The organism is Agrococcus sp. KRD186 (genome assembly GCF_017168255.1).
GTDB lineage: Bacteria > Actinomycetota > Actinomycetes > Actinomycetales > Microbacteriaceae > Agrococcus.
The window spans coordinates 2,982,904-3,005,856 of sequence record NZ_JABFAP010000001.1; the positions used below are offsets into that span (position 1 = coordinate 2,982,904).

24 protein-coding genes and 1 tRNA gene are annotated in these 22,953 nt (G+C 72.0%); 11 read left to right on the plus strand and 14 right to left on the minus strand.

Translation table 11 applies throughout. The annotated features are described in order from the left end of the window. Positions 1–176: 176 nt before the first annotated feature. A complete protein-coding gene (gene cysS / locus J1M46_RS14490; protein WP_206448426.1) occupies positions 177–1,601 on the plus strand; it encodes a cysteine--tRNA ligase in 1,425 nt (474 codons plus the stop codon). Then, entirely contained in the window at positions 1,598–2,572 is a 975-nt protein-coding gene (gene rlmB / locus J1M46_RS14495; RefSeq protein ID WP_206448427.1) for a 23S rRNA (guanosine(2251)-2'-O)-methyltransferase RlmB, read from the plus strand. Before cysS ends, rlmB begins: the two co-directional genes overlap by 4 nt. Positions 2,573–2,634: 62 nt before the next feature. Here rlmB and J1M46_RS14500 read toward each other — a convergent pair whose 3' ends face one another. Both J1M46_RS14500 and J1M46_RS14505 read right to left on the minus strand, forming a co-directional pair. Next, positions 2,635–3,945 carry a DUF4032 domain-containing protein gene (locus J1M46_RS14500; RefSeq protein WP_206448428.1) on the minus strand — a complete coding sequence of 437 codons (1,311 nt, stop codon included), beginning with the start codon at positions 3,943–3,945 and terminating at the stop codon, positions 2,635–2,637. 125 nt (positions 3,946–4,070) lie between these two features. Then, positions 4,071–5,144 (minus strand): ABC transporter ATP-binding protein, encoded by a 1,074-nt coding sequence (locus J1M46_RS14505; protein WP_206448429.1) that lies wholly within the window; start codon positions 5,142–5,144, stop codon positions 4,071–4,073. 193 nt (positions 5,145–5,337) lie between these two features. Here J1M46_RS14505 and J1M46_RS14510 point away from each other — a divergent pair, with 193 nt between their 5' ends. Both J1M46_RS14510 and J1M46_RS14515 read left to right on the plus strand, forming a co-directional pair. Beyond that, entirely contained in the window at positions 5,338–6,255 is a 918-nt protein-coding gene (locus J1M46_RS14510) for a DsbA family protein (RefSeq protein ID WP_206448430.1), read from the plus strand. Beyond that, positions 6,255–7,283, plus strand: coding sequence for a DsbA family protein (locus tag J1M46_RS14515; RefSeq protein ID WP_206448431.1), 1,029 nt, complete (start codon positions 6,255–6,257; stop codon positions 7,281–7,283). The genes J1M46_RS14510 and J1M46_RS14515 overlap by 1 nt, the downstream gene beginning before the upstream one ends. A 36-nt stretch (positions 7,284–7,319) precedes the next feature. Here J1M46_RS14515 and J1M46_RS14520 read toward each other — a convergent pair. Further along, positions 7,320–7,391: transfer RNA gene (locus J1M46_RS14520), tRNA-Thr, on the minus strand. Positions 7,392–7,567: 176 nt separating this feature from the next. On the opposite strand from J1M46_RS14520, the gene J1M46_RS14525 reads away from it, so the two are divergent. Then, positions 7,568–8,566 (plus strand): DMT family transporter, encoded by a 999-nt coding sequence (locus tag J1M46_RS14525; protein ID WP_206448432.1) that lies wholly within the window; start codon positions 7,568–7,570, stop codon positions 8,564–8,566. A gap of 3 nt (positions 8,567–8,569) precedes the next feature. Here the strand turns inward: J1M46_RS14525 and msrB are convergent, their stop codons facing one another. Beyond that, positions 8,570–8,971, minus strand: coding sequence for a peptide-methionine (R)-S-oxide reductase MsrB (msrB, locus tag J1M46_RS14530; protein ID WP_206448433.1), 402 nt, complete (start codon positions 8,969–8,971; stop codon positions 8,570–8,572). Between the two features lie 72 nt (positions 8,972–9,043). Between msrB and J1M46_RS15540 the strand changes: the two genes are divergently transcribed. From J1M46_RS15540 to J1M46_RS14550, 4 genes are all read left to right on the plus strand, one after another. Further along, the gene (locus J1M46_RS15540; RefSeq protein ID WP_241249143.1) at positions 9,044–9,439 is read left to right on the plus strand and encodes a DUF3263 domain-containing protein; all 396 of its coding nucleotides are present in this window, start codon (positions 9,044–9,046) and stop codon (positions 9,437–9,439) included. After that, the gene (locus J1M46_RS14540; RefSeq protein WP_206448434.1) at positions 9,436–9,987 is read left to right on the plus strand and encodes a LytR C-terminal domain-containing protein; all 552 of its coding nucleotides are present in this window, start codon (positions 9,436–9,438) and stop codon (positions 9,985–9,987) included. Before J1M46_RS15540 ends, J1M46_RS14540 begins: the two co-directional genes overlap by 4 nt. Before the next feature lie 207 nt (positions 9,988–10,194). Beyond that, on the plus strand, positions 10,195–11,814 hold the full coding sequence (groL, locus tag J1M46_RS14545; protein WP_206448435.1) for a chaperonin GroEL: 1,620 nt from the start codon (positions 10,195–10,197) through the stop codon (positions 11,812–11,814). Between the two features lie 176 nt (positions 11,815–11,990). Then, positions 11,991–12,368 (plus strand): hypothetical protein, encoded by a 378-nt coding sequence (locus J1M46_RS14550; protein WP_206448436.1) that lies wholly within the window; start codon positions 11,991–11,993, stop codon positions 12,366–12,368. A gap of 53 nt (positions 12,369–12,421) precedes the next feature. On the opposite strand, the gene J1M46_RS14555 is transcribed toward J1M46_RS14550, so the two are convergent. The 6 genes from J1M46_RS14555 to J1M46_RS14580 form a co-directional block, all read right to left on the minus strand. After that, on the minus strand, positions 12,422–12,712 hold the full coding sequence (locus J1M46_RS14555; RefSeq protein WP_092915541.1) for a WXG100 family type VII secretion target: 291 nt from the start codon (positions 12,710–12,712) through the stop codon (positions 12,422–12,424). A gap of 62 nt (positions 12,713–12,774) precedes the next feature. Continuing rightward, entirely contained in the window at positions 12,775–14,385 is a 1,611-nt protein-coding gene (locus J1M46_RS14560) for an ATP-binding protein (protein WP_206448437.1), read from the minus strand. Next, the gene (locus tag J1M46_RS14565) at positions 14,386–15,081 is read right to left on the minus strand and encodes a response regulator transcription factor (RefSeq protein WP_206448438.1); all 696 of its coding nucleotides are present in this window, start codon (positions 15,079–15,081) and stop codon (positions 14,386–14,388) included. It abuts the gene before it with no gap. Between the two features lie 54 nt (positions 15,082–15,135). After that, entirely contained in the window at positions 15,136–16,788 is a 1,653-nt protein-coding gene (locus J1M46_RS14570; RefSeq protein WP_206448439.1) for a DNA repair helicase XPB, read from the minus strand. Positions 16,789–17,075: 287 nt separating this feature from the next. Beyond that, positions 17,076–18,737: a helicase-associated domain-containing protein gene (locus J1M46_RS14575; protein WP_206448440.1), complete on the minus strand. Its 1,662-nt coding sequence runs from the start codon at positions 18,735–18,737 to the stop codon at positions 17,076–17,078. Positions 18,738–18,750: 13 nt separating this feature from the next. Next, entirely contained in the window at positions 18,751–19,068 is a 318-nt protein-coding gene (locus J1M46_RS14580; RefSeq protein ID WP_206448441.1) for a hypothetical protein, read from the minus strand. 94 nt (positions 19,069–19,162) lie between these two features. On the opposite strand from J1M46_RS14580, the gene J1M46_RS14585 reads away from it, so the two are divergent. Both J1M46_RS14585 and J1M46_RS14590 read left to right on the plus strand, forming a co-directional pair. Continuing rightward, positions 19,163–19,537, plus strand: a complete 375-nt coding sequence (locus J1M46_RS14585; protein ID WP_206448442.1) for a cold-shock protein — start codon at positions 19,163–19,165, stop codon at positions 19,535–19,537. Continuing rightward, on the plus strand, positions 19,521–20,204 hold the full coding sequence (locus J1M46_RS14590) for a DUF3027 domain-containing protein (protein ID WP_241249144.1): 684 nt from the start codon (positions 19,521–19,523) through the stop codon (positions 20,202–20,204). Before J1M46_RS14585 ends, J1M46_RS14590 begins: the two co-directional genes overlap by 17 nt. 69 nt (positions 20,205–20,273) lie before the next feature. Here the strand turns inward: J1M46_RS14590 and J1M46_RS14595 are convergent, their stop codons facing one another. The 4 genes from J1M46_RS14595 to serC form a co-directional block, all read right to left on the minus strand. Next, positions 20,274–20,612, minus strand: coding sequence for a HepT-like ribonuclease domain-containing protein (locus J1M46_RS14595; protein ID WP_206448443.1), 339 nt, complete (start codon positions 20,610–20,612; stop codon positions 20,274–20,276). Continuing rightward, positions 20,612–21,064, minus strand: a complete 453-nt coding sequence (locus J1M46_RS14600) for a nucleotidyltransferase domain-containing protein (RefSeq protein ID WP_206448444.1) — start codon at positions 21,062–21,064, stop codon at positions 20,612–20,614. The genes J1M46_RS14595 and J1M46_RS14600 overlap by 1 nt, the downstream gene beginning before the upstream one ends. Positions 21,065–21,157: 93 nt before the next feature. Then, positions 21,158–21,631 carry a GNAT family N-acetyltransferase gene (locus tag J1M46_RS14605; protein WP_241249145.1) on the minus strand — a complete coding sequence of 158 codons (474 nt, stop codon included), beginning with the start codon at positions 21,629–21,631 and terminating at the stop codon, positions 21,158–21,160. Between the two features lie 133 nt (positions 21,632–21,764). Further along, positions 21,765–22,895 carry a phosphoserine transaminase gene (gene serC / locus J1M46_RS14610; protein ID WP_206448446.1) on the minus strand — a complete coding sequence of 377 codons (1,131 nt, stop codon included), beginning with the start codon at positions 22,893–22,895 and terminating at the stop codon, positions 21,765–21,767. Between the last annotated feature and the right edge of the window lie 58 nt (positions 22,896–22,953).

Sequence of the window (22,953 nt, forward strand, 5' to 3'; positions counted from 1 at the left end):
GATCGCGCCGGCACGGACAGCATCGATGTACCCCTCCGCATCCATGCCGTCCTCGAACATGCAGGCATTCAATCAGCGGCCACTGACATGGGAAGAGAGATTCGAACGGGGTGTGGAGAACTCGCGGTGAGGGCGGCTCGACCGGCGGTGGCGCACGGCAAGTAGCCTATGGAACCGTGACCGTGCGCATCTACGACTCGAAGCAGCAGGCCGTCGTCGACCTCCAGCCGCTCAAGGCCGGCGAGGTGTCGATGTACGTCTGCGGCCCCACCGTGCAGTCGAGCCCGCACATCGGCCACGTGCGCAGCGCCGTGGCCCACGACCTCTGGCGCCGCTGGCTCGCGTACCGGGGCAACCGCGTCACCTTCGTGCGCAACGTTACCGACATCGACGACAAGGTGCTGGTGAACGCCGTCGACGAGCCCTGGTGGGCGCTGGCCTACCGCATCGAGCTCGAGTTCACGGCCGCCTACCGGGCCGTCGGCGTGCTCGCGCCGACGTACGAGCCGCGGGCCACCGCATCCGTGACCGAGATGCACGCGCTGATCGCTCTGCTCATCGAGCGCGGCCACGCCTACCCTGCGCTCGACGGCTCGGCCGACGTCTACTTCGACGTGCGCTCGTGGGAGCAGTACGGCGCCCTCACGCGGCAGTCGATCGACAAGATGGAGCCGGCCGCCGACGCCGACCCGCGGGGCAAGCGCGACCCCCGCGACTTCGCGCTCTGGAAGGCCAGCAAGGACGGCGAGCCGGAGTCGGCCTCCTGGGAGTCGCCGTGGGGCGCGGGCCGGCCGGGCTGGCACATCGAGTGCTCGGCGATGTCGCGCAAGTACCTCGGCGACGCCTTCGACATCCACGGCGGCGGGCTCGACCTGCGGTTCCCGCACCACGAGAACGAGCTCGCCCAGTCGGCCGCCGCCGGGCTCGGCTTCGCGAGCGTCTGGAGCCACAACGGGCTCGTCAACGTGAACGGCGAGAAGATGTCGAAGTCGCTCGGCAACTCGATCTTCGCGGCCGACCTGCTCAGCACCGTGCGCCCGATCGTGGTGCGCTACCTGCTGGCGGCCTCGCACTACCGCTCGACGATCGACCTGCGCACCGAGGGCGGCAGCCTCGAGGGCGGCTCGCTCACCGAGGCCGAGGCGGCGTTCGGCCGCATCGAGGCGATGCTCGAGCGGGCCCGGCGCGTGGGAGAGCTGCCCGAGACGGACGTGCCGGATGCGTTCGGCGCGGCCATGGACGACGACCTCTCGACCCCGCAGGCGGTGGCGGTGCTGCACGACACCACCCGGGCCGCGAACGCCGCGCTCGACGCCGGCGACAGCGGTGCCGCGCTCGCCCTGGCTGGGGAGGCGCTGGCGATGCTGCGCGCACTGGGACTCGACCCCGCGGACGCGGTGTGGCATTCTGGAATGTCGGCCTCCTCCGGCGCACCGCAGTCCGCCGCCTTGACCAGCCTGGTCGAGACGCTGCTGGCGGAGCGCCGCGAGGCCCGTGCGGCGAAGGACTTCGCCGCCTCCGACCGCATCCGCGACGCGCTCGCGGCCGCCGGCATCCTCGTCGAGGACGGCAAGCAGACCACCACTTGGAGCATCGCATGAACAAGCCGCAGCGCCCCGCGCGCAAGAAGGGCCCACTGAAGGGCACCGGCGGGAAGGGCCGCAAGTCGCTCGAGGGCAAGGGGCCGACGCCGAAGGCGGAGGACCGCTCGTGGCACCCGGCAGGCCAGCGCAAGGCCGCCCGTGAGCGCTACGAGGCCGTCGCCGGCAAGAGCCGCCGGCCCGAGCCGCCGCGCCACCGCAAGCCCTCGTCGGCGAAGGACGACTCCGAGCTGGTCACCGGCCGCAACTCGGTGCTCGAGGCGCTGAAGGCGAGGATCCCCGCGACCTCGCTCATCCTCGCCGCCCGGCTCGAGATGGACGACCGCGTCAAGGAGATCCTCTCGCTCGCCACCAAGCGCGGCGTGCCCGTGCTCGAGGTGATGCGGCCGGAGCTCGACCGCATCTCCGGTCACGACACGGTGCACCAGGGCGTGGCGCTCAAGGTGCCGCCGTACCAGTACGCGCACCCCATCGACCTGCTCGAGACCGTGCGCGGCCGTGGCCAGAATCCGCTGTTCATCGCGCTCGACGGCGTCACCGACCCGCGCAACCTGGGCGCGATCATCCGCTCGGCCGCCGCCTTCGGCGCGCAGGGCGTGATCGTGCCGCAGCGCCGCTCGGTGGGCGTGACGGCGAGCGCGTGGAAGACCAGCGCCGGCGCCGCCGCGCGCGTGCCGGTCGCGATGGCCTCCAACCTCACGGCGACCCTCAAGGAGCTCAAGGGCGAGGGGATGTTCGTGATCGGCCTGGACGGGGACGGTGACGTGCCGCTGCACCAGCTCGAGCTCGCCGACGGGCCGCTCGTCGTGGTGGTCGGCAGCGAGGGCAAGGGCATCTCGCGCCTGGTGGCGGAGACCTGCGACGCGATCGTGTCGATTCCCATCGAGTCGATGACCGAGTCGCTGAACGCCGGCATCGCGGCATCCGTCACCCTGTACGAGGTCGCGAAGATCCGCGCGGTGGAGCACTAGGGCGAAGGCCTTTTCGGGCCCGCGACCCCAGCGCTGAGCCCCGTCCCGGGGCTCAGGTCCCGCTAGACCAGATCGCGCCAGTCGGGCTCGTCGTCCTCGTCGTCGCCCGGCCGCTCCTGCAGGGTGACGATCGGCATCGTCATGGTGCTCGGCACGTTCAGCAGCGCCGCCTCGTCGCGCTTGAACGCCAGCTGCGTCTCGATGTAGCTGTAGGTGGCCTCCTTCAGGGTCACCTCGCACTGCTGCTGCTCTGACAGGAACCAGCGGTGCTCGAGCACCTCGTGGAAGACCTCTGGCCCCTCGAGCTTGCCGCGCAGCTCGAGCGGCACCGCGGCGACCACGCGCGCGAACACCCGCTCGAACCACTCGTTGGCGAGCGCCTCGTCGCCCACGTTCGGCCGCGCGTCGTGCTGCACCGCGACGTACTCGTCGAGGTCGTTGAGCATGCGCCTGGCCTGGTTCTCCTGCGCGTCGATGCCGGTGAGCGACTGCAGCCGCCGGTGGTGGTGGCCGGGGTCGACGACCTTCGGCTGGATGGCGACGGTGGTGCCGCCGTCGCCGGTGCGGATGGCGAGCTCGCCGATGTCGTAGCCGAGCGCGTTGAGGCGCTCGATGCGGTCGCGGATGCGCCAGCGCTCGTCGGCGGCGATCACCTGGTCGCTGTGCAGCTCGTGCCACAGCGAGCGGTACTGCTCGACGATCGAGCCGGCCACCGCGATCGGGTCGATGGCGGCATCCAGCCGGTCGCCCGCCGCCAGGTCGAGCAGCTCGCCGGCGATGTTCACCCGCGCCACCTCGAGGTCGTCGGCGCGGCGCCCGTCCGAGAGGCCGCCGGTCTCGATGGTGCCCGTCTCGGCATCCACGAGGTAGGCGGCGAAGGCGCCGGCGTCGCGGCGGAAGAGCGTGTTCGACAGCGACACGTCGCCCCAGTAGAAGCCCACCAGGTGCAGTCGCACCAGCAGCCCGGCGAGCGCATCGACGAGCCGCTCGGCGGTCGCCTCCTGCATCGACGAGGAGTAGAGCGCGCGGTAGGGCAGCGAGAAGCGCAGGTGGCGGGTGACGAGCGCCGCCGCGAGCGGGTTGCCGTCGGCGTCGGTGCGCTCGGCGATCACCGCGAGCGGCTCGACGCACGGCACGTCGAGGCGCTGCAGCCGGCGCAGCATCGCGTACTCGCGGTTCGCCATCTCGGCGGTGGTCTCCTTGATCGCGACCACGCGGCCGCTGAGCCGCGCGAAGCGCACCAGGTGGCGCGAGATGCCCTTCGGCAGCTGCACCACGTCGTCCTCGCCCCACTCCTCGAGCGGCAGATCCCACGGCAGATCGAGCAGGCTCGCGTCCATCAGCGCCGAGGTGATGCGCAGGTCAGAGGGCATGCCGCCATCGTAGGCGCGCACGCCGCCGCCGTGACGGGCGCGGGCGGGCCGGCCCGACGCATCCGCCCGCACCGTGAGACGGCGAAGGGCCCCAACCGAAGCCGGAGCCCTTCGCCGCAGAGGGGTCAGATGCGGATGCCGGACTCCTTGTCGAACACGTGCAGGTGCGTCTCGTCGGGCGTGATGTAGACGGTGTCGCCCAGCTTGGCGTGGTTGCGGCCGTCGACGCGCGCGACGATGTCGACGCGCTTGCCCTCGACGTCGGCGTGGCCGTAGAGGTAGCCGTCGGCGCCGAGCTCCTCGACCAGGTCGACCTCGACCGGCAGCCCGTCGCCCTGCTCGGAGACCGAGACGTCCTCGGGCCGGACGCCGACGATGATGCCGTCCTTGACGCCCGCCAGCTGGTCGCGGGAGATGGGCACGAGGCGGTCGCCGAAGTGCACGCCGCCCTCGCTCGTGCGCAGCTCCATGAGGTTCATGGCGGGGCTGCCGATGAAGCCGGCGACGAACACGTTCGCGGGCTCGCCGTAGAGGTCGCGCGGGGTGCCGACCTGCTGCAGGACGCCGTCCTTGAGCACCGCGATGCGGTCGCCCATCGTGAGCGCCTCGGTCTGGTCGTGCGTGACGTAGACGGTGGTGACGCCCAGGCGGCGCTGCAGCGAGGCGATCTGCGTGCGCGTCTGCACGCGCAGCTTGGCGTCGAGGTTCGACAGCGGCTCGTCCATCAGGAACACCTGCGGCTGGCGCACGATCGCGCGGCCCATGGCGACGCGCTGGCGCTGACCGCCCGAGAGCGCCTTGGGCTTGCGCGCCAGGTAGGGCTCGAGGTCGAGCAGCTTCGCCGCCTCCTCGACGCGCTTCGCGCGCTCCTCCTTGGCGACGCCGGCGATCTTGAGCGCGAAGCCCATGTTCTCGGCCACCGTCATGTGCGGGTAGAGCGCGTAGTTCTGGAAGACCATCGCGATGTCGCGATCCTTCGGGGGCATGTCGGTGACGTCGCGGTCGCCGATCAGGATGCGGCCGTCGTTGACCTCTTCGAGGCCGGCGAGCATGCGCAGGGTGGTGGACTTGCCGCAGCCGGAGGGGCCGACCAGCACCAGGAACTCGCCGTCGGCGATCTCCAGGTCGATCTGGTCCACCGCGGGCTTCGTGCTTCCCGGATAGACCCGGGATGCCTTGTCGAACGTCACAGACGCCATTGTCGTTTTCCTTCCATCGGCAGGTACGTGCCGAACGATCCGTTGTGTCAGGACGGGCGGCTTCGCCCGCACTCATGATCTTCGCACAGCAGGGCGGCCGCTTCGCATAGCGATCGCCGGTACCCTGGATCGCGGCGTGTGATGTGATCGCGCCCACCTGCCGGTTCCCCGGCCGACCCCAGGACAAGGACGCATGAGCGAGAAGCTGACGAAGAACGAGCGCCGCGCGCAGGCACGCGAGCAGGCCCGCAAGATGCAGGAGGAGCGCCGCCGCAGGGAGCGCCTCAAGAAGGGCCTGACGGTCGGCGGCATCATCATCGCGGCGGTCGCAGTCGTCGCGGTCGTCGCGATCGTGATCGTCAACAGCATCCGGCCGGAGGGCCCCGGCCCCGAGAACATGGCCTCGAACGGCATCGTCATCGGGCAGGAATTCGTCGCCGAGACCACCGCGGCCACGCCCGCGGACGGTGAGCCGACGCCGACCGAGAAGCGCCAGGACATCATCCAGATCGAGATCTATCAGGACTACATGTGCCCGGTCTGCGGTGCTTTCGACGAGGCCAACCGCGCCACGCTCGAGCAGCTGATCTCGACCGGCGCCGCAACGGTCGAGATCCACCCGATCTCGATCCTGGATCGCGCCTCGCTCGGCACGAAGTACTCGACCCGCGCGGCCTCCGCGGCCGCGTGCGTCGCCGAGTTCGCCCCCGACAGCTTCTGGGACTTCGACACCGCGATGTTCGACAACCAGCCCGAGGAGAGCACTGCGGGCCTGTCGAACGCCGAGATCGTGGGCGTCGCCGAGCAGGCGGGCATCGACACCTCCGGCGGCCTCGCCGACTGCATCAACGAGGGCCGCTTCATGAGCTGGGCCGAGGAGGCCACGGTGCGCGCCGGCACGCAGCCCCTGCCGGGCACCGATGGCGTGGTCGCCGACCGCACCCCGACGGTGCTCGTCAACGGCGAGAAGTACCAGGGCGGCGTCGACGACGCTGCGGGCTTCCAGGCCTTCGTGACCGCCGTCGCCGGCCAGCAGACCGGTGAGTCGAGCGAGGAGCCTGCCGAGGGCGAGGCGCCTGCCGAGACGCCGGCTCCCACCGACGAGGGCTGATGCCGCGCGCCGCCCGGCCGGCCGGCGCTGCGCTGCTCGCGCTCGCGCTGCTGGTCGGGGGCGCGCTGAGCGGCTGCACCCCGGCGCCTCCGCCGCCCATCACCACGATCGGCGAGCTCGGCGCCGCCTACCTCGACGCGGGCGGTGAGTGCGCCGAGCTGGTCGAGCAGTACCGCGAGTCGGACGACGCTCCCGTGGTCGCCACCTGCGGCGCTGACACCGAGCTGCTGCTCGCCGCCGACGCCGACCAGGCGCAGGCCATCGCGACCGAGCGCCAGCTGCAGGAGCAGACGGTGCTCGTCTCGGGGCGCTGGCTCATCCGCGACCCGCAGCTCGAGACGCTGCAGCAGGCGCTCGGCGGCCAGATCGTCACGCTCGCGCCCGCCGAGGGCCCCGCGAACCTGGCCGACGCGATCGCCTTCGACGCCGACGGCGTCGTGCCCGCCGAGCCCGTGCCGGCCGACGGCGTGCCTGCGGAGCCGGCCGACGCATCCGCCCCCCATGACGTGCTCGTGGTCATCGACGCCGACTGCGAGTACTGCGACCGGCTGCTGGCGGCGAGCGGCGAGCTGCTGACCGAGCTGGCCGACAGCGGCGCGGCGCGGGTGGCCTACCTGCCGGTCTCGCTCGGCGACACGATCGACAGCGGCTACGCCTCGACGCTCGGCGCCAACGCGCTCGCCTGCGTCGCCGACGCTGCGCCCGAGGGCTACCGGCCGTTCCAGACCGCGCTGCTGGCGCACCTGCAGCAGCAGCCGTTCGAGGCGAGCGAGGTGTCGGCGCTGGCCGCCGAGCACGTGCCGGCAGACGCGAGCGCCGCGGTGGGGGAGTGCGTGCAGTCGGCGCAGTTCGCGTGGTCGGTTCGGCAGGCGACCGTGCGCGCGATCGAGCAGCCGCTGCAGGGCGTCGAGCCGCTGCGCGGCGTGCCGACGGTGATCGTCGACGGCGTGACGTTCGCGGGCGACGTGGGCGATGCGGATGCGCTGGCCGCGTTCATCGCCGACCCCGCGGCGCCGCCGCAGCCGTAGCCCGGCGATCGACGCACGGCGTCGGGGTGACACCGGAGCCCCCTGTCAGGATTGAACTGACGACCTACGCTTTACAAGAGCGTTGCTCTACCACTGAGCTAAGGAGGCGCGGCCCGGTGAGCCGGGCGCCCAGCCATTCTAGGCTGGCTCGGCGCCCAGCCCCACCTCAGCCCGACCGAGCCCCGCCGACGCGACCGCCGCCCGGCTGCGCCCGTGGCGACCAGAGCGCGACGCGGCGGCCGGGCTCGCGAGCCGCGCGCGGCTGACCGGCCTAGGCTTGCCGGGTGAGCGAGCAGACCGGACCGATCGAGCTGCCCGGGACGAGCAGCGCGGCGAGCGGCGCCGCCGATCACCGCCGGCCGGTGCTGTGGACGCTCGTCGCGGTCGCGGCAGGTGCCGGCCTCGCCACCCAGGGCCGCATCAACGGCGAGCTGGGCGCCAGGCTCGACCACGGCCTGCTCGCCGCCCTCATCTCGTTCGCGGTCGGCTGCGTGCTGCTCGTGCTCGTGCTGGCGGTCGCGCCCAAGGCGCGCGCCGGCCTGGTGCGGCTGGTGGCCGTCATCCGCGACGGCTCGATGCCGTGGTGGTACATCTCGACCGGCCTGATCGGCGCCCTGCTGGTCGCCACCCAGGGCCTCGTCGTCGGCACGATCGGCGTCGCCCTGTTCACCGTCGGCGTGGTCGCGGGGCAGACGATCAGCGGCCTCGCCGTCGACCGGCTCGCCTTCGGCGGGCTGGCGCGCAAGCCCATCACCGTGCCGCGCGTCGCCGGCGCCGTGCTGGCGCTCGCGGCCGTCGCCCTGGCGCTCGTGGGCACCGGCCGGCTCGACGGCATCTGGCTCGCCGTGCTGCCGTTCGTCGCTGGACTGCTGCAGTCGCTGCAGCAGGCGATGGGCGGGCTCGTGCAGCGGCACTCCGGCTCGGCGATCGCGCAGGCCACCCAGAACTTCGCCGTCGGCACCGTCGCGCTCGCGCTGGTCGTCGCCGTGCAGACCGTCGCGGGAAAGACCTCGGAGCCGCTGCCGACGGAGCCGTGGCTCTACGTCGGCGGCACCCTCGGCGTCGTCTTCGTCGCGCTCGTCTCGGTCGCGGTGCACCACCTGGGCGTGCTCGCGCTCGGGCTCGCCGTCATCTGCGGGCAGGTCGTCGCCTCGGTGGCGCTCGATCTGGTCTTCCCGGCCGACCATCCGGTCTCGACGTGGTCGCTCATCGGGGCGGCGCTCACGATCGTGGCGGTCGGCGTCTCGTCGATCCGCCTGCCGAAGCGGCGAGTCGCCGCGTGAGCGTCAGGACTCGGGCGTGAAGTTCAGCGCCAGCGAGTTCATGCAGTAGCGGTCGCCGGTCGGCGTCTGCGGTGCGTCGTCGAAGATGTGGCCCAGGTGGCTGCCGCACTTCGCGCAGCGCACCTCGGTGCGCGTCATGCCGAGCGTGCGGTCCTCGATCAGCTCGACCGCGTCCTCGTTCACCGTCTCGTAGAAGCTCGGCCAGCCGCAGCCGGCGTCGAACTTCGTCTCGTCGCGGAAGAGCTCGTTGCCGCACGCGCCGCAGGTGTAGACGCCCTGCCGGGCCTCGTCGAGCAGCGCACCCGTCCAGGGGCGCTCGGTGCCCGCTTCGCGCAGCACCTTGAAGGCTTCGGGCGAGAGAGCCTCGCGCCACTGGGCGTCGGAGCGTTCGATGCGTTCGTTCATGCCTCCAGCCTACGCCTCGGCACTCGCGTTTCGCGGCGGGCGCAACCCGCCCGCGGCCGTAGGATCGAGGGCATGCCGACCGACCCGCGCGCACGCACGAGAGGCACCGCCGACGAGGCGGCAGCCCTCGCCTTCGTGTCGGCGGATGCGTTCACACAGGCGGATGCGTCCACACAGGCGGATGCGTCGGCGCACGTCGACGAGGCCGCCCACGACGCTGCGCCCACTGGCGCTACGACGGCGCACGACCTCGCCGCGGCGCGCGAGGCACGCATCCGCCGCATGCTCGACTTCGAGGCGGGCTGGACGAGCCACGGCGGCGCGAAGGCGCGCGCGATCCGCGCGGAGTTCGGCTGGACCACCACGCGCTACTACCAGGTGCTCGACGGGCTGCTGGAGACGCGGGAGGCCGTGCGGCACGATCCGATGCTGGTGCGCAGGCTGCTTCGCCTTCGCGAGGCTCGATGAGCCCCAGGCAACGGGTCGGCGTCCATCGCTCCTCCTCGACCAGCCGCTGGCCGCGCTGGGCGATCCTGCTCGCCGCGCTCGCGCTGGCGATCGTGCTCGCCGCCGTGGGGCTGTTCGCGCTCGACATGCTGCGGCCGCGAGCGCCCGAGCCGTCCCCCACGCAGGCGCCGGAGACGATCAGCGACCCCTCCGCCATCGACCCGTCGCTGGATGCCTCCATCACCGTGCTCGACACCTCCGGCGAGGACGGCTTCGCGGCCGGCGTCGGGCAGGCGCTGGCAGACGCCGGCTGGCAGGTCGTCGCCACCGCCGGCAGCTCCGAGCCGAGCGAGACGACGATCGTCTGGTTCGACAGCGAGGAGCTCGCGCCGGTCGCGCGCGGGCTCGCCGAGCAGCTCGGCGCCGGCCAGGCGCTGCTGTCGGACGGCAGGCTCTCTGGCACCCCGATCACGATCGTGCTGGGGCCGGATGCGCTGGGGACGGCGCCGAGCACCGCGCCGCGGGACGACGGCGAGCTGACGCACAGCCCCACGCCGGAAGCGCCCTGAGCCGACAGCGCCGGCGGCGTGAGCCCGCCGCGCTCGGCGGCGTGGGCCCGGTCTGCTCTGCGGCTCGGGCCCGGTCTGCTCTGCGGCTCGGAGCACGCGCGCCCGGCGGCTTGCACTCGACCGCCCCGAGTGCCAGACTTGGGCCTGGCACTCCCACCGTTGGAGTGCCAGTTGAACGTCACCAGCGTCCAGGAGGGACGAGATCCAATGGCAAAGATGATCGCATTTGACGAGGAGGCCCGCCGCGGGCTGGAGCGTGGACTCAACACGCTCGCCGACGCGGTGAAGGTGACCCTCGGACCGCGCGGCCGCAACGTCGTGCTCGAGAAGAAGTGGGGCGCCCCCACCATCACGAACGACGGCGTTTCGATCGCCAAGGAGATCGAGCTCGAGGACCCCTTCGAGAAGATCGGCGCCGAGCTCGTCAAGGAGGTCGCGAAGAAGACCGACGACGTCGCCGGCGACGGCACCACGACCTCGGTCGTGCTCGCTCAGGCGCTCGTCCGCGAGGGCCTGCGCAACGTCGCGGCCGGTGCTGACCCGATCAGCCTCAAGCGCGGCATCGACAAGGCCGCCGCAGCCGTGAGCGCGCAGCTGCTCAAGAACGCCAAGGAGGTCGAGACCAAGGCGGAGATCGCCGCCACGGCTTCGATCTCGGCTGCTGACGAGGAGATCGGCGCGCTGATCGCCGAGGCCATCGACAAGGTCGGCAAGGAGGGCGTCGTCACCGTCGAGGAGTCGCAGACCTTCGGCACCGAGCTCGAGCTCACCGAGGGCATGCGCTTCGACAAGGGCTTCCTGTCGCAGTACTTCGTGACGGACCCCGAGCGCCAGGAGACGGTCTTCGAGGACCCCTACGTCCTGATCGTCAACTCCAAGGTCTCGAACATCAAGGACCTGCTCCCCGTCGTCGACAAGGTGATCCAGGCGGGCAAGCAGCTCGTCATCATCGCCGAGGACGTCGAGGGCGAGGCGCTCGCGACGCTGGTCGTGAACAAGATCCGCGGCATCTTCAAGTCCGTCGCCGTCAAGGCTCCGGGCTTCGGTGACCGTCGCAAGGCGATGCTCGCCGACATGGCGATCCTCACGGGCGGCCAGGTGATCTCCGAGGAGGTCGGCCTCAAGCTCGAGAACACGACGCTCGACATGCTCGGCCGTGCGCGCAAGGTCGTCATCACCAAGGACGAGACCACGATCGTGGAGGGCGCCGGCGAGGCCGACGCCATCGCGGGCCGCGTGCGTCAGATCCGTCAGGAGATCGAGAACACCGACAGCGACTACGACCGCGAGAAGCTCCAGGAGCGCCTCGCCAAGCTCGCCGGCGGCGTGGCCGTCATCAAGGCGGGTGCCGCGACGGAGGTTGAGCTCAAGGAGCGCAAGCACCGCATCGAGGACGCCGTCCGCAACGCGAAGGCTGCAGTCGAGGAGGGCATCGTCGCCGGTGGTGGCGTCGCGCTCATCCAGGCTGCGAAGACCGCGTTCGACAACCTCGAGCTCACGGGCGACGAGGTCACCGGCGCGAACATCGTCAAGGTGGCCGTCGACGCTCCGCTGAAGCAGATCGCGCTGAACGCAGGCCTCGAGCCGGGCGTCGTGGCCGAGAAGGTGCGAGGCCTCGAGGTCGGCTTCGGCCTCAACGCTGCCACCGGCGAGTACGTCGACATGCTCGCCGCGGGCATCTCCGACCCGGTGAAGGTGACGCGCTCGGCGCTCGCCAACGCCGCGTCGATCGCCGGCCTCTTCCTCACCACCGAGGCAGTCGTCGCCGAGAAGCCCGAGAAGTCGCAGGCCATGCCTGCAGACCCCACGGGTGGCATGGACTTCTGATCCATCCCCTCGAAGAGCCCCAGTCGCGAGACTGGGGCTCTTCGTCGTTCCAGGGCCGGGCGTCACGAGCCGAGGAAGGATTCGCGATCCGTCACGAACGGAGGACGCATCGTCCTCTGCTCGGAACCGATCCTCATCTCGTGACGCGCGGATCGCGGACGAGTAGTCTCGGCGGCATGAGGCCCTACGTCAGCTACAGCGCCGTCGTGGGCGCGCTGCTGCTCATTTGGCTCGGCACAGCCAACATCGATGCGCTGGCTGACCCGGCAGGCGTCGCGCTGCTGGTCGCGATGGCGCTCCTGGTCGTGGCGGTGGTCGCGACCTACCAGTGGCGCACGCTGCTGCTCGTCATCACCACTTGCGTGCTCAGCGGACTGGTGCTGGGGCTGGCGCTCGCGGTGATGCTGACCGACCCGACCATCGGGCTGTCGGTCGCGGCGATGCCGTTCGTGCTCGGTGGGCTCATGGCGGTCTGGGCCTCGTACCGACGGCCGGCGCTGGCCGGCGCCGAGCCAGACCGCCGGAACGACCACGTGGGGTCGCCGACGGCCTGACGCCCGTCGCGATGCGCCGCCGCGACGGCTGCTCGACCAGCGGGTGGCGCGGGCTACGCCGCGAACATCCGCAGGTTGCCCTGCTCCACCTCGTCGTACTGGCGGCCCGCCTGCGCGAGCGCCTCGTTGATCGCGGCGAGCGACTCCTCCACCCGCACCTGCGTCGCGCGCCAGTCCTGCACCACGCCCTGGAAGGCGACGGACGCCTGCCCGCTCCACGAGTCCTGCAGCGCCTGCAGCTGGCTGTGCATGGCCGAGACCTCCGACTGCAGCCGGGTGGCGGTGCCCCGCACCGCGACGCTGGCTCCGTGGATGGCATCGGCGTCGACGACGTACCTGCTCATGATCCCCTCACTCCTGCGCGGAGCATCCGCGCTCATGGGCAGAAGGTAGGGCAGGCGCCCGATCAGCCGTGGCTGTGCAGCCGGCCCTGTGGATTGCTGCCGGTGGAGGTGAGCGTGCCCTCGGGCCGCAGCCGCTCGCTCAGCTGCATGACCGCGGCCTCGTCCGCGAGCGGGATGGCGATGCGGAAGGTGGCGCCGCCCGGGGTGTCGACCACGTCGAGCCGGCCGGAGTGGGCGCGCACGATGCCGCGCACGATCGCCAGCCCCAGCCCGGTGCCGCCGGTGTCGCGGGCGCGCGAGGAGTCGGCGCGGAAGAAGCGCTGGAAGACCCGGTCGCGCAGCTCGACCGGGATGCCCTCGCCATGGTCGATCACGAGCACGACCGCCTCCCGGCGACGGGTCGAGACGCCGACGCCCAGCTCGATCGGCGTGCCGTCGGGGGTGTAGCGGGTGGCGTTGCCGATCAGGTTCGAGATGAGCTGCCGCAGCGCGTGCTCGTCGCCCAGCACGACCGCTGGCGGGGTGAGCGGCGGCGGGGTGAAGACGCCGGTCTGGGGCGCACCGTCGTCGACCATCCCCGCGACGGGACCGTGCGCATCCGCGTCGATGGGCACCACGGTGATGCGCCGATCGGGCGTGCCCACGCGGGTGTCGCTCGCGGCGTCGTTGACGAGCGGCACCAGGTCGAGCGGCTGCAGGTCGAGCGGGCGGCGCTCGTCGAGGCGGGCGAGCTGCAGCAGATCCTCGACCAGCCGGCCCATGCGCTTGGCCTCGCCCTCGATGCGCTCCATCGCGTTCTTGACGTCCTCGGGCTGGGAGATGGCACCCATGCGGTAGAGCTCGGCGTAGCCGCGCACCGCGACCAGTGGCGTACGCAGCTCGTGGCTGGCGTCGCCGACGAACTGGCGCATGCGCGCGACCGAATCGTCGCGCTGCTCGATGGCGGCCTCGATGCGGTCGAGCATGGTGTTGAGCGAGAGCTGCAGCGAGCCGACCTCGGTGCGCGGGTGCTCGCCGGTGAGGCGCGTGTCGTAGTCGCCGTCGGCGAAGCGCTGCGCCTCGGCGGCGGTCTTGCGCAGGCTCCGCAGGGTGGAGACGGCGAGGATGCGCGTGAGCGCGGCACCCAGCACGACCGCCAGCAGTGAGAAGCCGACGAAGACCAGCAGGAAGTTGGTGGTGCTCGACTCGGCCGAGGTCATGTCGACCGCCACGATCGACACCAGCAGCTCGCCCGTGCCGCTCACCGTGCTCGGCGCGATGAGCGTGCGCCAGCGGGTCATGCCGTCGATCGAGGTGAGCGTGAAGGCGCGATCCTGCTCGGCCACCGTGCCGAGCGAGAGGTCGGTCAGGTCGGGGTTGGAGGCGCCGGGCAGCTTGTTGTCGCACAGCACCGTGCCGGAGGGATCGGCCACGCCCAGGTAGTAGGTGTTGGGCATGCGCTGCGCGAGATCGCACTGCTCGGGCGAGTCGGATCGGGTGATCTCCTCGCTCGTGAACGCCCGCATCGCCTGATCGAGCTCCCCGTCGATGTCGGCCACCTGCGCGTCGCGGATGATCGACACCGTGCCGACGCCCGCGAGCGCGAGGCCGAAGGTCATCACGACCACGATCAGCGCCGTGATCCGCCCGGCCAGCGACATGCGGCCGAGCAGGCGCGTCAGCAGTGCGCGCACCTACGCCTTGGGCGTCTTCAGCATGTAGCCGAACCCGCGCTTGGTGACGATCATGGGCTCGCTCACCCGATCGTCGATCTTGCGCCGCAGGTAGGAGATGTACGACTCGACGATGCCGACGTCGCCGTTGAAGTCGTACTCCCAGACGTGGTCGAGGATCTGCGCCTTCGACAGCACGCGGTTGGCGTTGAGCATCAGGTAGCGCAGCAGCTTGAACTCGGTGGGGGAGAGCTCGATCTCGTCGCCCGCGATCGACACCTCGTGGGTGTCCTGGTTCATCACCAGCTCGCCGACGCTGATCGAGGCGTCGTCGGTCTCGGCCATCGTGCGGCGCAGGATCGCCTTGATGCGGGCGATGATCTCGTCGAGCGAGAAGGGCTTGGTGACGTAGTCGTCGCCGCCCACGGTGAGGCCCGTGATCTTGTCCTCCGTGTCGTCCTTCGCGGTGAGGAAGAGGATGGGGGAGGTGAACCCGGATGCGCGGAGCCGCTTGGTCACGCCGAAGCCGCTGATGTCGGGGAGCATCACGTCGAGCAGGATGAGGTCGGGCTCGTCCTCGAGCACCGCCGAGATCGCGGCGGCTCCCGCGCCGACGGCGCGCACGTCGAAGCCGGCGAAACGGAGGCTGGTGGACAGCAGGTCGCGGATGTGCGGCTCGTCGTCGACGACGAGGATCTTGGCGTTGGGCTCAGTCATGGCATCAGTCTCTGATCGTTGACTGAGTGGTTCCTGTGAGCCCTGTGCATGCGGTCAGACGGCGACGTGGTCGGCCAGACCGAGCTCGTGCTCGTCGAGGATCGTGTACGCGTAGCCCTGCTCGGCGAGGAAGCGCTGGCGGCCCAGCGCGAACTCCTGGTCGACCGTGTCGCGCGCGACCACGGTGTAGAAGCGGGCCGTGCGGCCGCCCTTCGGCCGCAGCAGCCGGCCGAGGCGCTGCGCCTCCTCCTGGCGCGAGCCGAACGAGCCCGACACCTGCACCGCCAGGGAGGCATCCGGCAGGTCGACCGAGAAGTTCGCCACCTTCGAGACCACCAGCACGCGCTCGGTGCCGTCGCGGAACGCCTGGAAGAGCTCCTGCCGCTCGGACACCGGCGTCTCGCCGGTGATGAGCGGGGCGTCGAGGGCGGCCGAGAGCTCGTCGAGCTGGTCGAGGTACTGCCCGATCACGAGGGTCGGCTCGTCGGGGTGCTGTGCGAGCACCCGCTTGACGGTGTCGATCTTGCGCGGGCTGGAGGCGGCGATCCGGTAGCGGTCGCGGTCACCCGAGGCGGCGTACTCGAGCCGCTCGTCCTCGTCGAGGTCGATGCGCACCTCGTAGCACTCGGCCGGCGCGATGAAGCCCTGCTGCTCGATCTCCTTCCAGGGCGCGTCGAAGCGCTTCGGGCCGATCAGGCTGAACACGTCCGACTCGCGGCCGTCCTCGCGCACGAGCGTGGCGGTCAGGCCGAGCCGGCGGCGGGCCTGCAGGTCGGCGGAGAGCTTGAACACCGGCGCGGGCAGCAGGTGCACCTCGTCGTAGACGATCAGCCCCCAGTCGAGCGCGTCGAGCACGCCCAGATGCGCGTACTCGCCGCCGCGCTTGACGGTGAGGATCTGGTAGGTCGCGATGGTGACCGGCTTGATCTCCTTCGACTGGCCGGAGTACTCGCCGATCTCGTCCTCGGTGAGGCTCGTGCGGGCCAGCAGCTCGGCCTTCCACTGGCGCGCCGAGACGGTGTTCGTCACCAGGATCAGCGTCGTGGTGTCGGTGGCGGCCATCGCCGCCGCGCCGACGATGGTCTTGCCCGCGCCGCAGGGGAGCACGACGACACCCGAGCCGGCCTCGGCGAAGTGCGACACCGCATCCGCCTGGTACGGCCGCAGCGACCAGCCGTCCTCGACGAGGTCGATCTCGAGCGGGGTGCCGGGGGTGTAGCCGGCGAGGTCCTCTGCCGGCCAGCCGAGCTTCACGAGCTCCTGCTTGAGCTCGCCGCGCGCCCAGTCGACGATGCGGATGCCGCCCTCGACGGGGCCCGCGAGCAGCGGCTGGATCTTCTTCGACCGCCGCACCTCCTCGAGCACCGGGCGGTCGTCGCTGCGCAGCACCAGGCCCTCCTCGTCGCGCTCGATGACGAGGCGGCCGTACCGGCCGATGGTCTCGCGGATGTCGAGGGCGACGCCGGGCGGGACGGGGAACTTGGCGTGCGTGTCGAGCGTGCTGACGATCTCGTCGGCGGTGTGGCCCGCGGCGCGCGCGTTCCACAGCCCCAGCCGCGTGACGCGGTAGGTGTGGATGTGCTCGGGTGCGCGCTCGAGCTCGGCGAACACCTGCAGGGCCTGGCGGGCCGCTGTCGCGTCGGGGTGCGCGACCTCGAGGAGCACAGTCCGGTCGGACTGGACGATGAGCGGGCCTGGCTGAGTCATAGCGTGCCAGTCTACTCGCGCGGTGGAGCTGCAGGCGGAGGCCACTGCTGGCCTTCGCTGCGACCCCAGCGCCGGGGCCCGTCCCAGGCCCCGGATGGTGGCGGGGCGCGCCCCCCTGGCCGGGTGCGCTGGTGCGGACTGCCGATGCCACTTGGCGGACCCGTTCTGGATTGTGGGACCCGTTGCATCGGGTCCCCGGCGACCGAAGGGGTCCAGCAACGCTGTTATGCGTGCGAGCGGCGAGCGGCGGAGCGGCGGAGCGGCGGATGCGCAGGCCGCCGCGAGCGTCAGCTCAGGGCGCCGAGGCCCGCCACCTTCGTGATCGCGCTCAGCGGCAGGGTGCGCTCGATGTCGCGGTTGGCGTCGCGGGCGCGCAGCCGGCCGTTCGCGACGGCCAGCGGCACGAGCTCGATGTCGACGGGATCGGTCGCGGTGGTGACGGTCAGGCGCACCGGCATGCGGTCGCGGATCGCGCCCTGCAGCTGGCGCTCGAGCCAGGCGCGCTCCTGGTCGCCGACCTCGAAGCCGGCGTCGCGCAGCCGGTCGACGAGCCGGTGCCGCTCGTGCACCGGCCGGGGCGAGCGCTCGACCGCGGGGCGCACGAGCTCGCCAGCCTCGTCCTCGTGCACGGCCGGGTAGCGCTCCTCGAGCAGCGCCGCGAGCGCCTCCTCGGCGCCGAGCCGGAAGGTGACGCGGTGCGGGCCGGTCTGCAGCGGGCCGGCGCTGACGAGCGCCCGGTCGACGGCGATCGTGCGGATGAGCTGCTCGTCGTCGCTGCGCGCCTGCGAGCGCGCACCGCCCTCGGCGAGCGGGTCGATGCTGCGCACCCTCAGCGAGCCGAACTTCGCGGCGGTGTCGCGCACCAGGTAGGCGACCGGCTGCGGCAGGCCGGTGAGCGAGACCTCCTCGAGGAAGGCCAGCATGCCCTCGACATCCTCGCCGGCGACCAGGCCGGCGGCGATCGATTGCGCGGTGAGCCGCCAGTGCGAGGCGATGCCGGCGCGCTCGATGCGCGCGAGCCGCCGCAGGCGCGACTCGACGGTCGCCTCGAGCGGGCCGGGGGCGACGGCCGAGAGGTCGGGCTGCAGGTAGACGGATGCGGTGGCCGGCGGCACGTGGGCGGCGAGCGCCTCGAGCGCGGCGGCCGGGCGCTGCTGCAGGTCGGCGGCGAGCGTCGTGGGGGTGCCGCGGTCGGCGAGGCCGAGGCGCTCGGCCTGCCTGCGCTGGCGCTCGCGGACGGCGAGCACGGCGGCGTCGGCGAGCGGGAACCGCGTGCGCGGGTCGCCGGCGATCGCCGCGGCGTCGGGAGTGGCGTCGAGCCAGGCCTGCGCGATCAGCGCCCAGCGCTCGGGCACCGGCGACGCGAGCCAGGCGTCGGCGTCGACGGTGGCGCGCATGCGGCCGTCGCGTCGGTCGATGAGGCCGGCGAGCAGTGCGGGCTCGAGCCGCTCCTCCAGCTGGGCGGGGTCGCCGTCGACGGCGGCGGCCAGCTCGCGCCCGACGGCGGCGGGCAGCTGCGAGCGGCTGCGCAGCGTGACCGGCGCATCGGCGACGCGGTGCACCAGCTCGGAGACCTTGATGGTCTCGTCGATCGCCGACTGCGGCGCGGTGGCGCTCTCGACGGGCTCGGCCTCCGCAGCCTGCCCGCCGGCGGGCATCGCTGTCGCCGCGAAGGAGCGCACGCGCGGCAGCGCTTCGCCGTCGATGCCGAGCAGCAGGGCGTCGAGCCGGGGCGTCGAGCCGCCGTCGCGCAGCACGGCGAGCTCGGCACCCGACCGCCACCTGAGCGCGGACGCGATGGACGCATCCGTCATCAGGTGCTCGGCGAGGTCGAACGTCGACGACAGCTGCGGCGGCGCCTGCCGCTCGACCACCAGCAGGTCGAGCGCGTCATCGGCCATCGCCTGGATGCGGGCGGCGAGGTCGACGACGGTCACGGATGCGGTCACGGGCGATGCCGGGTCAGGCTCGGTGGGTGCGGGCCTTGTCGCGCGCGCTCATGATGACGAGCACGACGACCAGCACGATCATGATCGGCAGCGCCAGCAGCGGCAGCCAGTACGCGTACTGCCACGCGACGCCCGCGAAGAAGTCGTTGCCGTCGCGGAAGGCGACGTGCAGCAGGGTGGCGGCGAAGCCGAGCACGGCGATCGCGCCGAAGACGACGACGGCGATGGCGAGCGCGCGCTCGAGCGCATCCCGGCCCGGTCGCGTCTCGGCGACGGGCTGCGGTGCGCGCTTCCTGGGGCGCTGCGTCGGGTTGCTGCTGGCCTTCGGCATCCGACCAGGATATCGCGGCTCTGGGGCGCGGCGGACGCCACTACGCTGGGGCGAGCGGCAGGGCGCCGCCATCGATCTGCAGCAGGAGGGTGCCATGCCGACGGGCAGGGTGAAGTTCTTCGACGAGGCCAAGGGCTTCGGCTTCATCGCCGGCGATGACGGCGGCGAGGTGTTCCTGCACGCCTCGGCGGTGCCGGAGGGCGTGACGATCAAGCCCGGCGCGAAGGTCGAGTACGGCGTCGCCGACGGCCGCCGTGGGCCGCAGGCGCTGTCGGTGCGGGTGGTCGGGCCGACCGCCGTGCGCGCCGCGCGCCGCGACACCGAGGACATGGCGATCATCGTGGAGGATCTGGTGCGGCTGCTCGACACGATCGGCAACGACCTGCGCCGCGGGCGCTATCCGAGCGCCGCGCACGGCTCCACCGTCGCGCAGATGCTGCGAAGGGTCGCCGATGACCTCGACGCCTGAGCACGACGTGGCTGCGCTGCCCGAGCACCACGAGCACCACATCCCTGAGCCTGAGGCGGGCGAGGGCGAGTGGCCGGAGTCGGCGGCGACCGAGCCGTCGCACGCGGCGCCGATCGATCACGCTGCCGCGCACGCCGCGCAGCCGGCACCCGAGCCGACGACGCCCACGATGGAGGAGCTCGAGCTGGCGCTCGCGGCGCTCGACGAGATCGCGCCGGCCGGCGCGGTCGGCGAGGTGCAGGGCGCGCTCGCCGAGGGCGGTGCCCACGGGCAGGCCCACGTGGTCACCATCCGCCACGCCTCGACGCTCGCCGGCTACCCCGACTGGTCGTGGACGGTGCTGCTCTCGCGCGGCCTCGAGGGCGGCCCGACCGTGCTCGAGGTGGCGCTGCTGCCCGGGGAGACCTCGCTGCTGGCGCCCGCGTGGGTGCCGTGGTCGGAGCGGCTCGCCGACTACCTCGCCGCGAAGGACGCCGAGGGTGCCGACGCGGACTCCGACGAGGACGACGAGGACGACGAGTTCGAGTCCGATCTCGAGGCCGATCTGGAGGACGACTTCGACGACGACTTCGATGTCGAGGACGATGCCGCCGAGGACGACGACGCCGACTGGGACGACGAGGCGGACGCCGAGTCCGACTCGGAGCCGGACGACTCCCGCGACTGACGCGGCTCCGCGGCAGGGGAGCCCGGCGAAGATCGCGGGTGATCGGCGACGTTCCGTGCGTGGGCTCCGTCAGCCTTCGTCGTCGCGGATTGCCCTGATCGCGGCTGCCTCTCGCGGGAGGTCGACCTCCAGCGTGCGCCAGAGGACGTCGTAGTCGATCACCGCGTATTCGTGCGCGACGAGGTTGCGGAGGTCCTTCATCTGCCTCCAGCGCACGGCGGGGTGCGCGGCGGTGAACCAATCGCCGAGACGGGCGACGGCGGCACCGATGCGGATGAAGACCGCCTCGGCCGCCAGCTGCACGAGCTCGTCGTCGTCGAAGCGCGCTCTTCCCAATTCGACGATGCGCGCCCCGGTCGCCGCGAACTCGAGCAGGTCGTCGAGCGATTCCCGGATGCGTGCGTCCATCACAGCGGCACCGCCTCCTCGCGGATGCGCGCATGCTTGGGACGCAGACCGCCTTCGCTGACGACATCGACCTCGACGCCCAGCAGATCCTCGAGGTCGTGCCCGAGGCCCACGATGTCGAACAGCGAGGCGCTGGCATCGAATGCGACGAGCAGATCCAGGTCGCTGCCGGGGCGGTCGGTGCCGCGGGCGACCGAGCCGAAGACCCGTGCGCTGCTGGCATGGTGCTCGCGCAGGAGCTCCTCGACTGCGGATCGCTGCTCGGCGAGAACGACGCTGGGGCGAGGTCTGGCCGCTGATGCGAGACGCTGCAGCATCGCCGGCGACGGGCGCCTGGCGTCGCGCTCGTAGGCCGCGATGTTGGGCTGCGCGACGCCTGAGCGCTCTGCCAGCTGTCGCTGCGTGAGGCCCGCGCGCTCGCGGATCAGCCGCACCTGCGCCTGCTCACCCATGCCGACTCCCCTCGATATCGCGATGATATCGGGAAGCGCGTGCGTCGGCGGCTGGAAATCCACAGGTGCAGATCCCGCAACGGACGGCCAGACCTACAGCATGCGCTCCCAGCGCACCTCGCCGTCCTCGCTGCGGTCGGTGCGAGACAGCCCGAGCCGAGCGGCCACCCGCATCGATGCCTCGTGCTGCGGATGCACGTGGGCGATCACCGTGCGCACGTGCTGCGCGGCGAGCCACTCGATCATCGCTGCGGCGGCCTCGACGGCGCAGCCCTGCCCCTGATGCGCGACACCGATGACCCATGCCGCCTCCGCCGTGCGCGCGCCGTCCTCCTCCTCGACGGTGGCCTGCACGTAGCCGACGGGCGCGCCCGACGGCTGCAGGCGGATGACCCAGTTCAGCCACCGCTCCGCACCGTCGGGCGACTGCCCGACGACCTGCGCGGTGTAGCGCCGCCGCAGCTGTGCGACGCTCGGCGGCTCCCCGCCCGTGTACTCGTACAGGGCGGCGTCGTGGAGCACCCGCACCATCGCATCCGCATCATCGACGTGCAGCGGGTCGAGCATCAGCCGCGCGGTGCGCAGCCGTTCGATGCGCGGCCACCTCGCCGAGGGAATGAGGGATCCGTGCGCCAGTGATGCGTCACTCCTGCAGCAATCCGTCATTCGCGCGCAATCGCCGGCGGCGTCGGCAGGCCGCTCAGCGCGCGTCGAGCAGGAAGTCGAGGCAGCGGGTGAGCTGCACGACGTCGCTCGGCTCGATCGCCGCGAAGGTCGCGACCCGCAGCTGGTTGCGGCCGAGCTTGCGGTACGGCTCGGTGTCGACCACGCCGTTCGCGCGCAGCGCCTTCGCCAGCGCCGCCGCGTCGACCGAGTCGTCGAAGTCGATCGTCACGACCACGTTCGAGCGGTGCTCGGGGTCGGTCACGAACGGCGTCGCCTCGGCGCGGCCCTCGGCCCACGCGTAGAGCGTCCCCGAGGACTCGGCCGTGCGCGCCGCCATGGCGGCCAGCCCGCCGCCGGCGAGCATCCACTGCACCTGCTCGTCGAGCAGCAGCAGCGTCGTGAGCGCCGGCGTGTTGAGCGTCTGGTCGAGCCGCGAGTTCGTGACCGCCTGCTGCAGCGAGAGGAAGTCGGGGATGTAGCGGCCCGACGCCGCGATGCGCTCGATCCGCTCGATCGCCGCCGGCGATGCGAGCGCGAGCCACAGGCCCCCGTCGGAGGCGAAGTTCTTCTGCGGTGCGAAGTAGTAGACATCCGCCTCGGCGACGTCGACGGATAGACCGCCTGCCGCACTCGTGGCGTCGACGACCGTCAGCGCATCCGCCCCCCACCCGTCGGTGCTGCGAGCCCGCACCACCGGGTGGAAGACGCCGGTGGAGGTCTCGTTGTGCGGGTAGGCCACCACGTCGACCTCGACACCGTCGGCGACCGGCTCGAGCAGCGGGCGCGAGCCGGGCTCGGCGGTCGCGATCGACGGAGCCTCGAGCCAGGGCGCGGCGGCGGCCTTGCCGAACTTGGCGCCGAACTCGCCGAAGGTCAGGTGGTGCGAGCGGCGCTCGATGAGGCCGAACGCGGCGGCATCCCAGAAGGCGGTCGAGCCGCCGTTGCCCAGCAGCACCTCGTAGCCCTCGGGCAGCGAGAAGAGCTCGGCCAGCCCCTCGCGCACCGAGCGCACGAGCGACTTGACCGGCGCCTGCCGGTGGCTGGTGCCGAGCAGCTCGAGGCTCGACTGCAGGCGCGCGACCTGCTCGGGGCGCACCTTCGAGGGGCCGCAGCCGAAGCGGCCGTCGGCGGGCAGGAGGTCGGTGGGGAGAAGGATGTCGCTCACAGGACGATCCTATGAGCGCAGGACAATAAGGTGGGGGCATCCGGATGCGTGACAAGAG

Bases quoted from the DNA above. Each gene is read 5' to 3' on its own strand.
- rlmB (WP_206448427.1), top strand. From the start codon at position 1,598: ATGAACAAGCCGCAGCGCCCCGCGCGCAAGAAGGGCCCACTGAAGGGC.
- J1M46_RS14500 (WP_206448428.1), bottom strand. From the start codon at position 3,945: ATGCCCTCTGACCTGCGCATCACCTCGGCGCTGATGGACGCGAGCCTG.
- J1M46_RS14505 (WP_206448429.1), bottom strand. From the start codon at position 5,144: ATGGCGTCTGTGACGTTCGACAAGGCATCCCGGGTCTATCCGGGAAGC.
- J1M46_RS14510 (WP_206448430.1), top strand. From the start codon at position 5,338: ATGAGCGAGAAGCTGACGAAGAACGAGCGCCGCGCGCAGGCACGCGAG.
- J1M46_RS14515 (WP_206448431.1), top strand. From the start codon at position 6,255: ATGCCGCGCGCCGCCCGGCCGGCCGGCGCTGCGCTGCTCGCGCTCGCG.
- msrB (WP_206448433.1), bottom strand. From the start codon at position 8,971: ATGAACGAACGCATCGAACGCTCCGACGCCCAGTGGCGCGAGGCTCTC.
- J1M46_RS15540 (WP_241249143.1), top strand. From the start codon at position 9,044: ATGCCGACCGACCCGCGCGCACGCACGAGAGGCACCGCCGACGAGGCG.
- J1M46_RS14540 (WP_206448434.1), top strand. From the start codon at position 9,436: ATGAGCCCCAGGCAACGGGTCGGCGTCCATCGCTCCTCCTCGACCAGC.
- groL (WP_206448435.1), top strand. From the start codon at position 10,195: ATGGCAAAGATGATCGCATTTGACGAGGAGGCCCGCCGCGGGCTGGAG.
- J1M46_RS14550 (WP_206448436.1), top strand. From the start codon at position 11,991: ATGAGGCCCTACGTCAGCTACAGCGCCGTCGTGGGCGCGCTGCTGCTC.
- J1M46_RS14555 (WP_092915541.1), bottom strand. From the start codon at position 12,712: ATGAGCAGGTACGTCGTCGACGCCGATGCCATCCACGGAGCCAGCGTC.
- J1M46_RS14565 (WP_206448438.1), bottom strand. From the start codon at position 15,081: ATGACTGAGCCCAACGCCAAGATCCTCGTCGTCGACGACGAGCCGCAC.
- J1M46_RS14570 (WP_206448439.1), bottom strand. From the start codon at position 16,788: ATGACTCAGCCAGGCCCGCTCATCGTCCAGTCCGACCGGACTGTGCTC.
- J1M46_RS14580 (WP_206448441.1), bottom strand. From the start codon at position 19,068: ATGCCGAAGGCCAGCAGCAACCCGACGCAGCGCCCCAGGAAGCGCGCA.
- J1M46_RS14585 (WP_206448442.1), top strand. From the start codon at position 19,163: ATGCCGACGGGCAGGGTGAAGTTCTTCGACGAGGCCAAGGGCTTCGGC.
- J1M46_RS14590 (WP_241249144.1), top strand. From the start codon at position 19,521: ATGACCTCGACGCCTGAGCACGACGTGGCTGCGCTGCCCGAGCACCAC.
- J1M46_RS14595 (WP_206448443.1), bottom strand. From the start codon at position 20,612: ATGGACGCACGCATCCGGGAATCGCTCGACGACCTGCTCGAGTTCGCG.
- J1M46_RS14600 (WP_206448444.1), bottom strand. From the start codon at position 21,064: ATGGGTGAGCAGGCGCAGGTGCGGCTGATCCGCGAGCGCGCGGGCCTC.
- J1M46_RS14605 (WP_241249145.1), bottom strand. From the start codon at position 21,631: ATGCTCGACCCGCTGCACGTCGATGATGCGGATGCGATGGTGCGGGTG.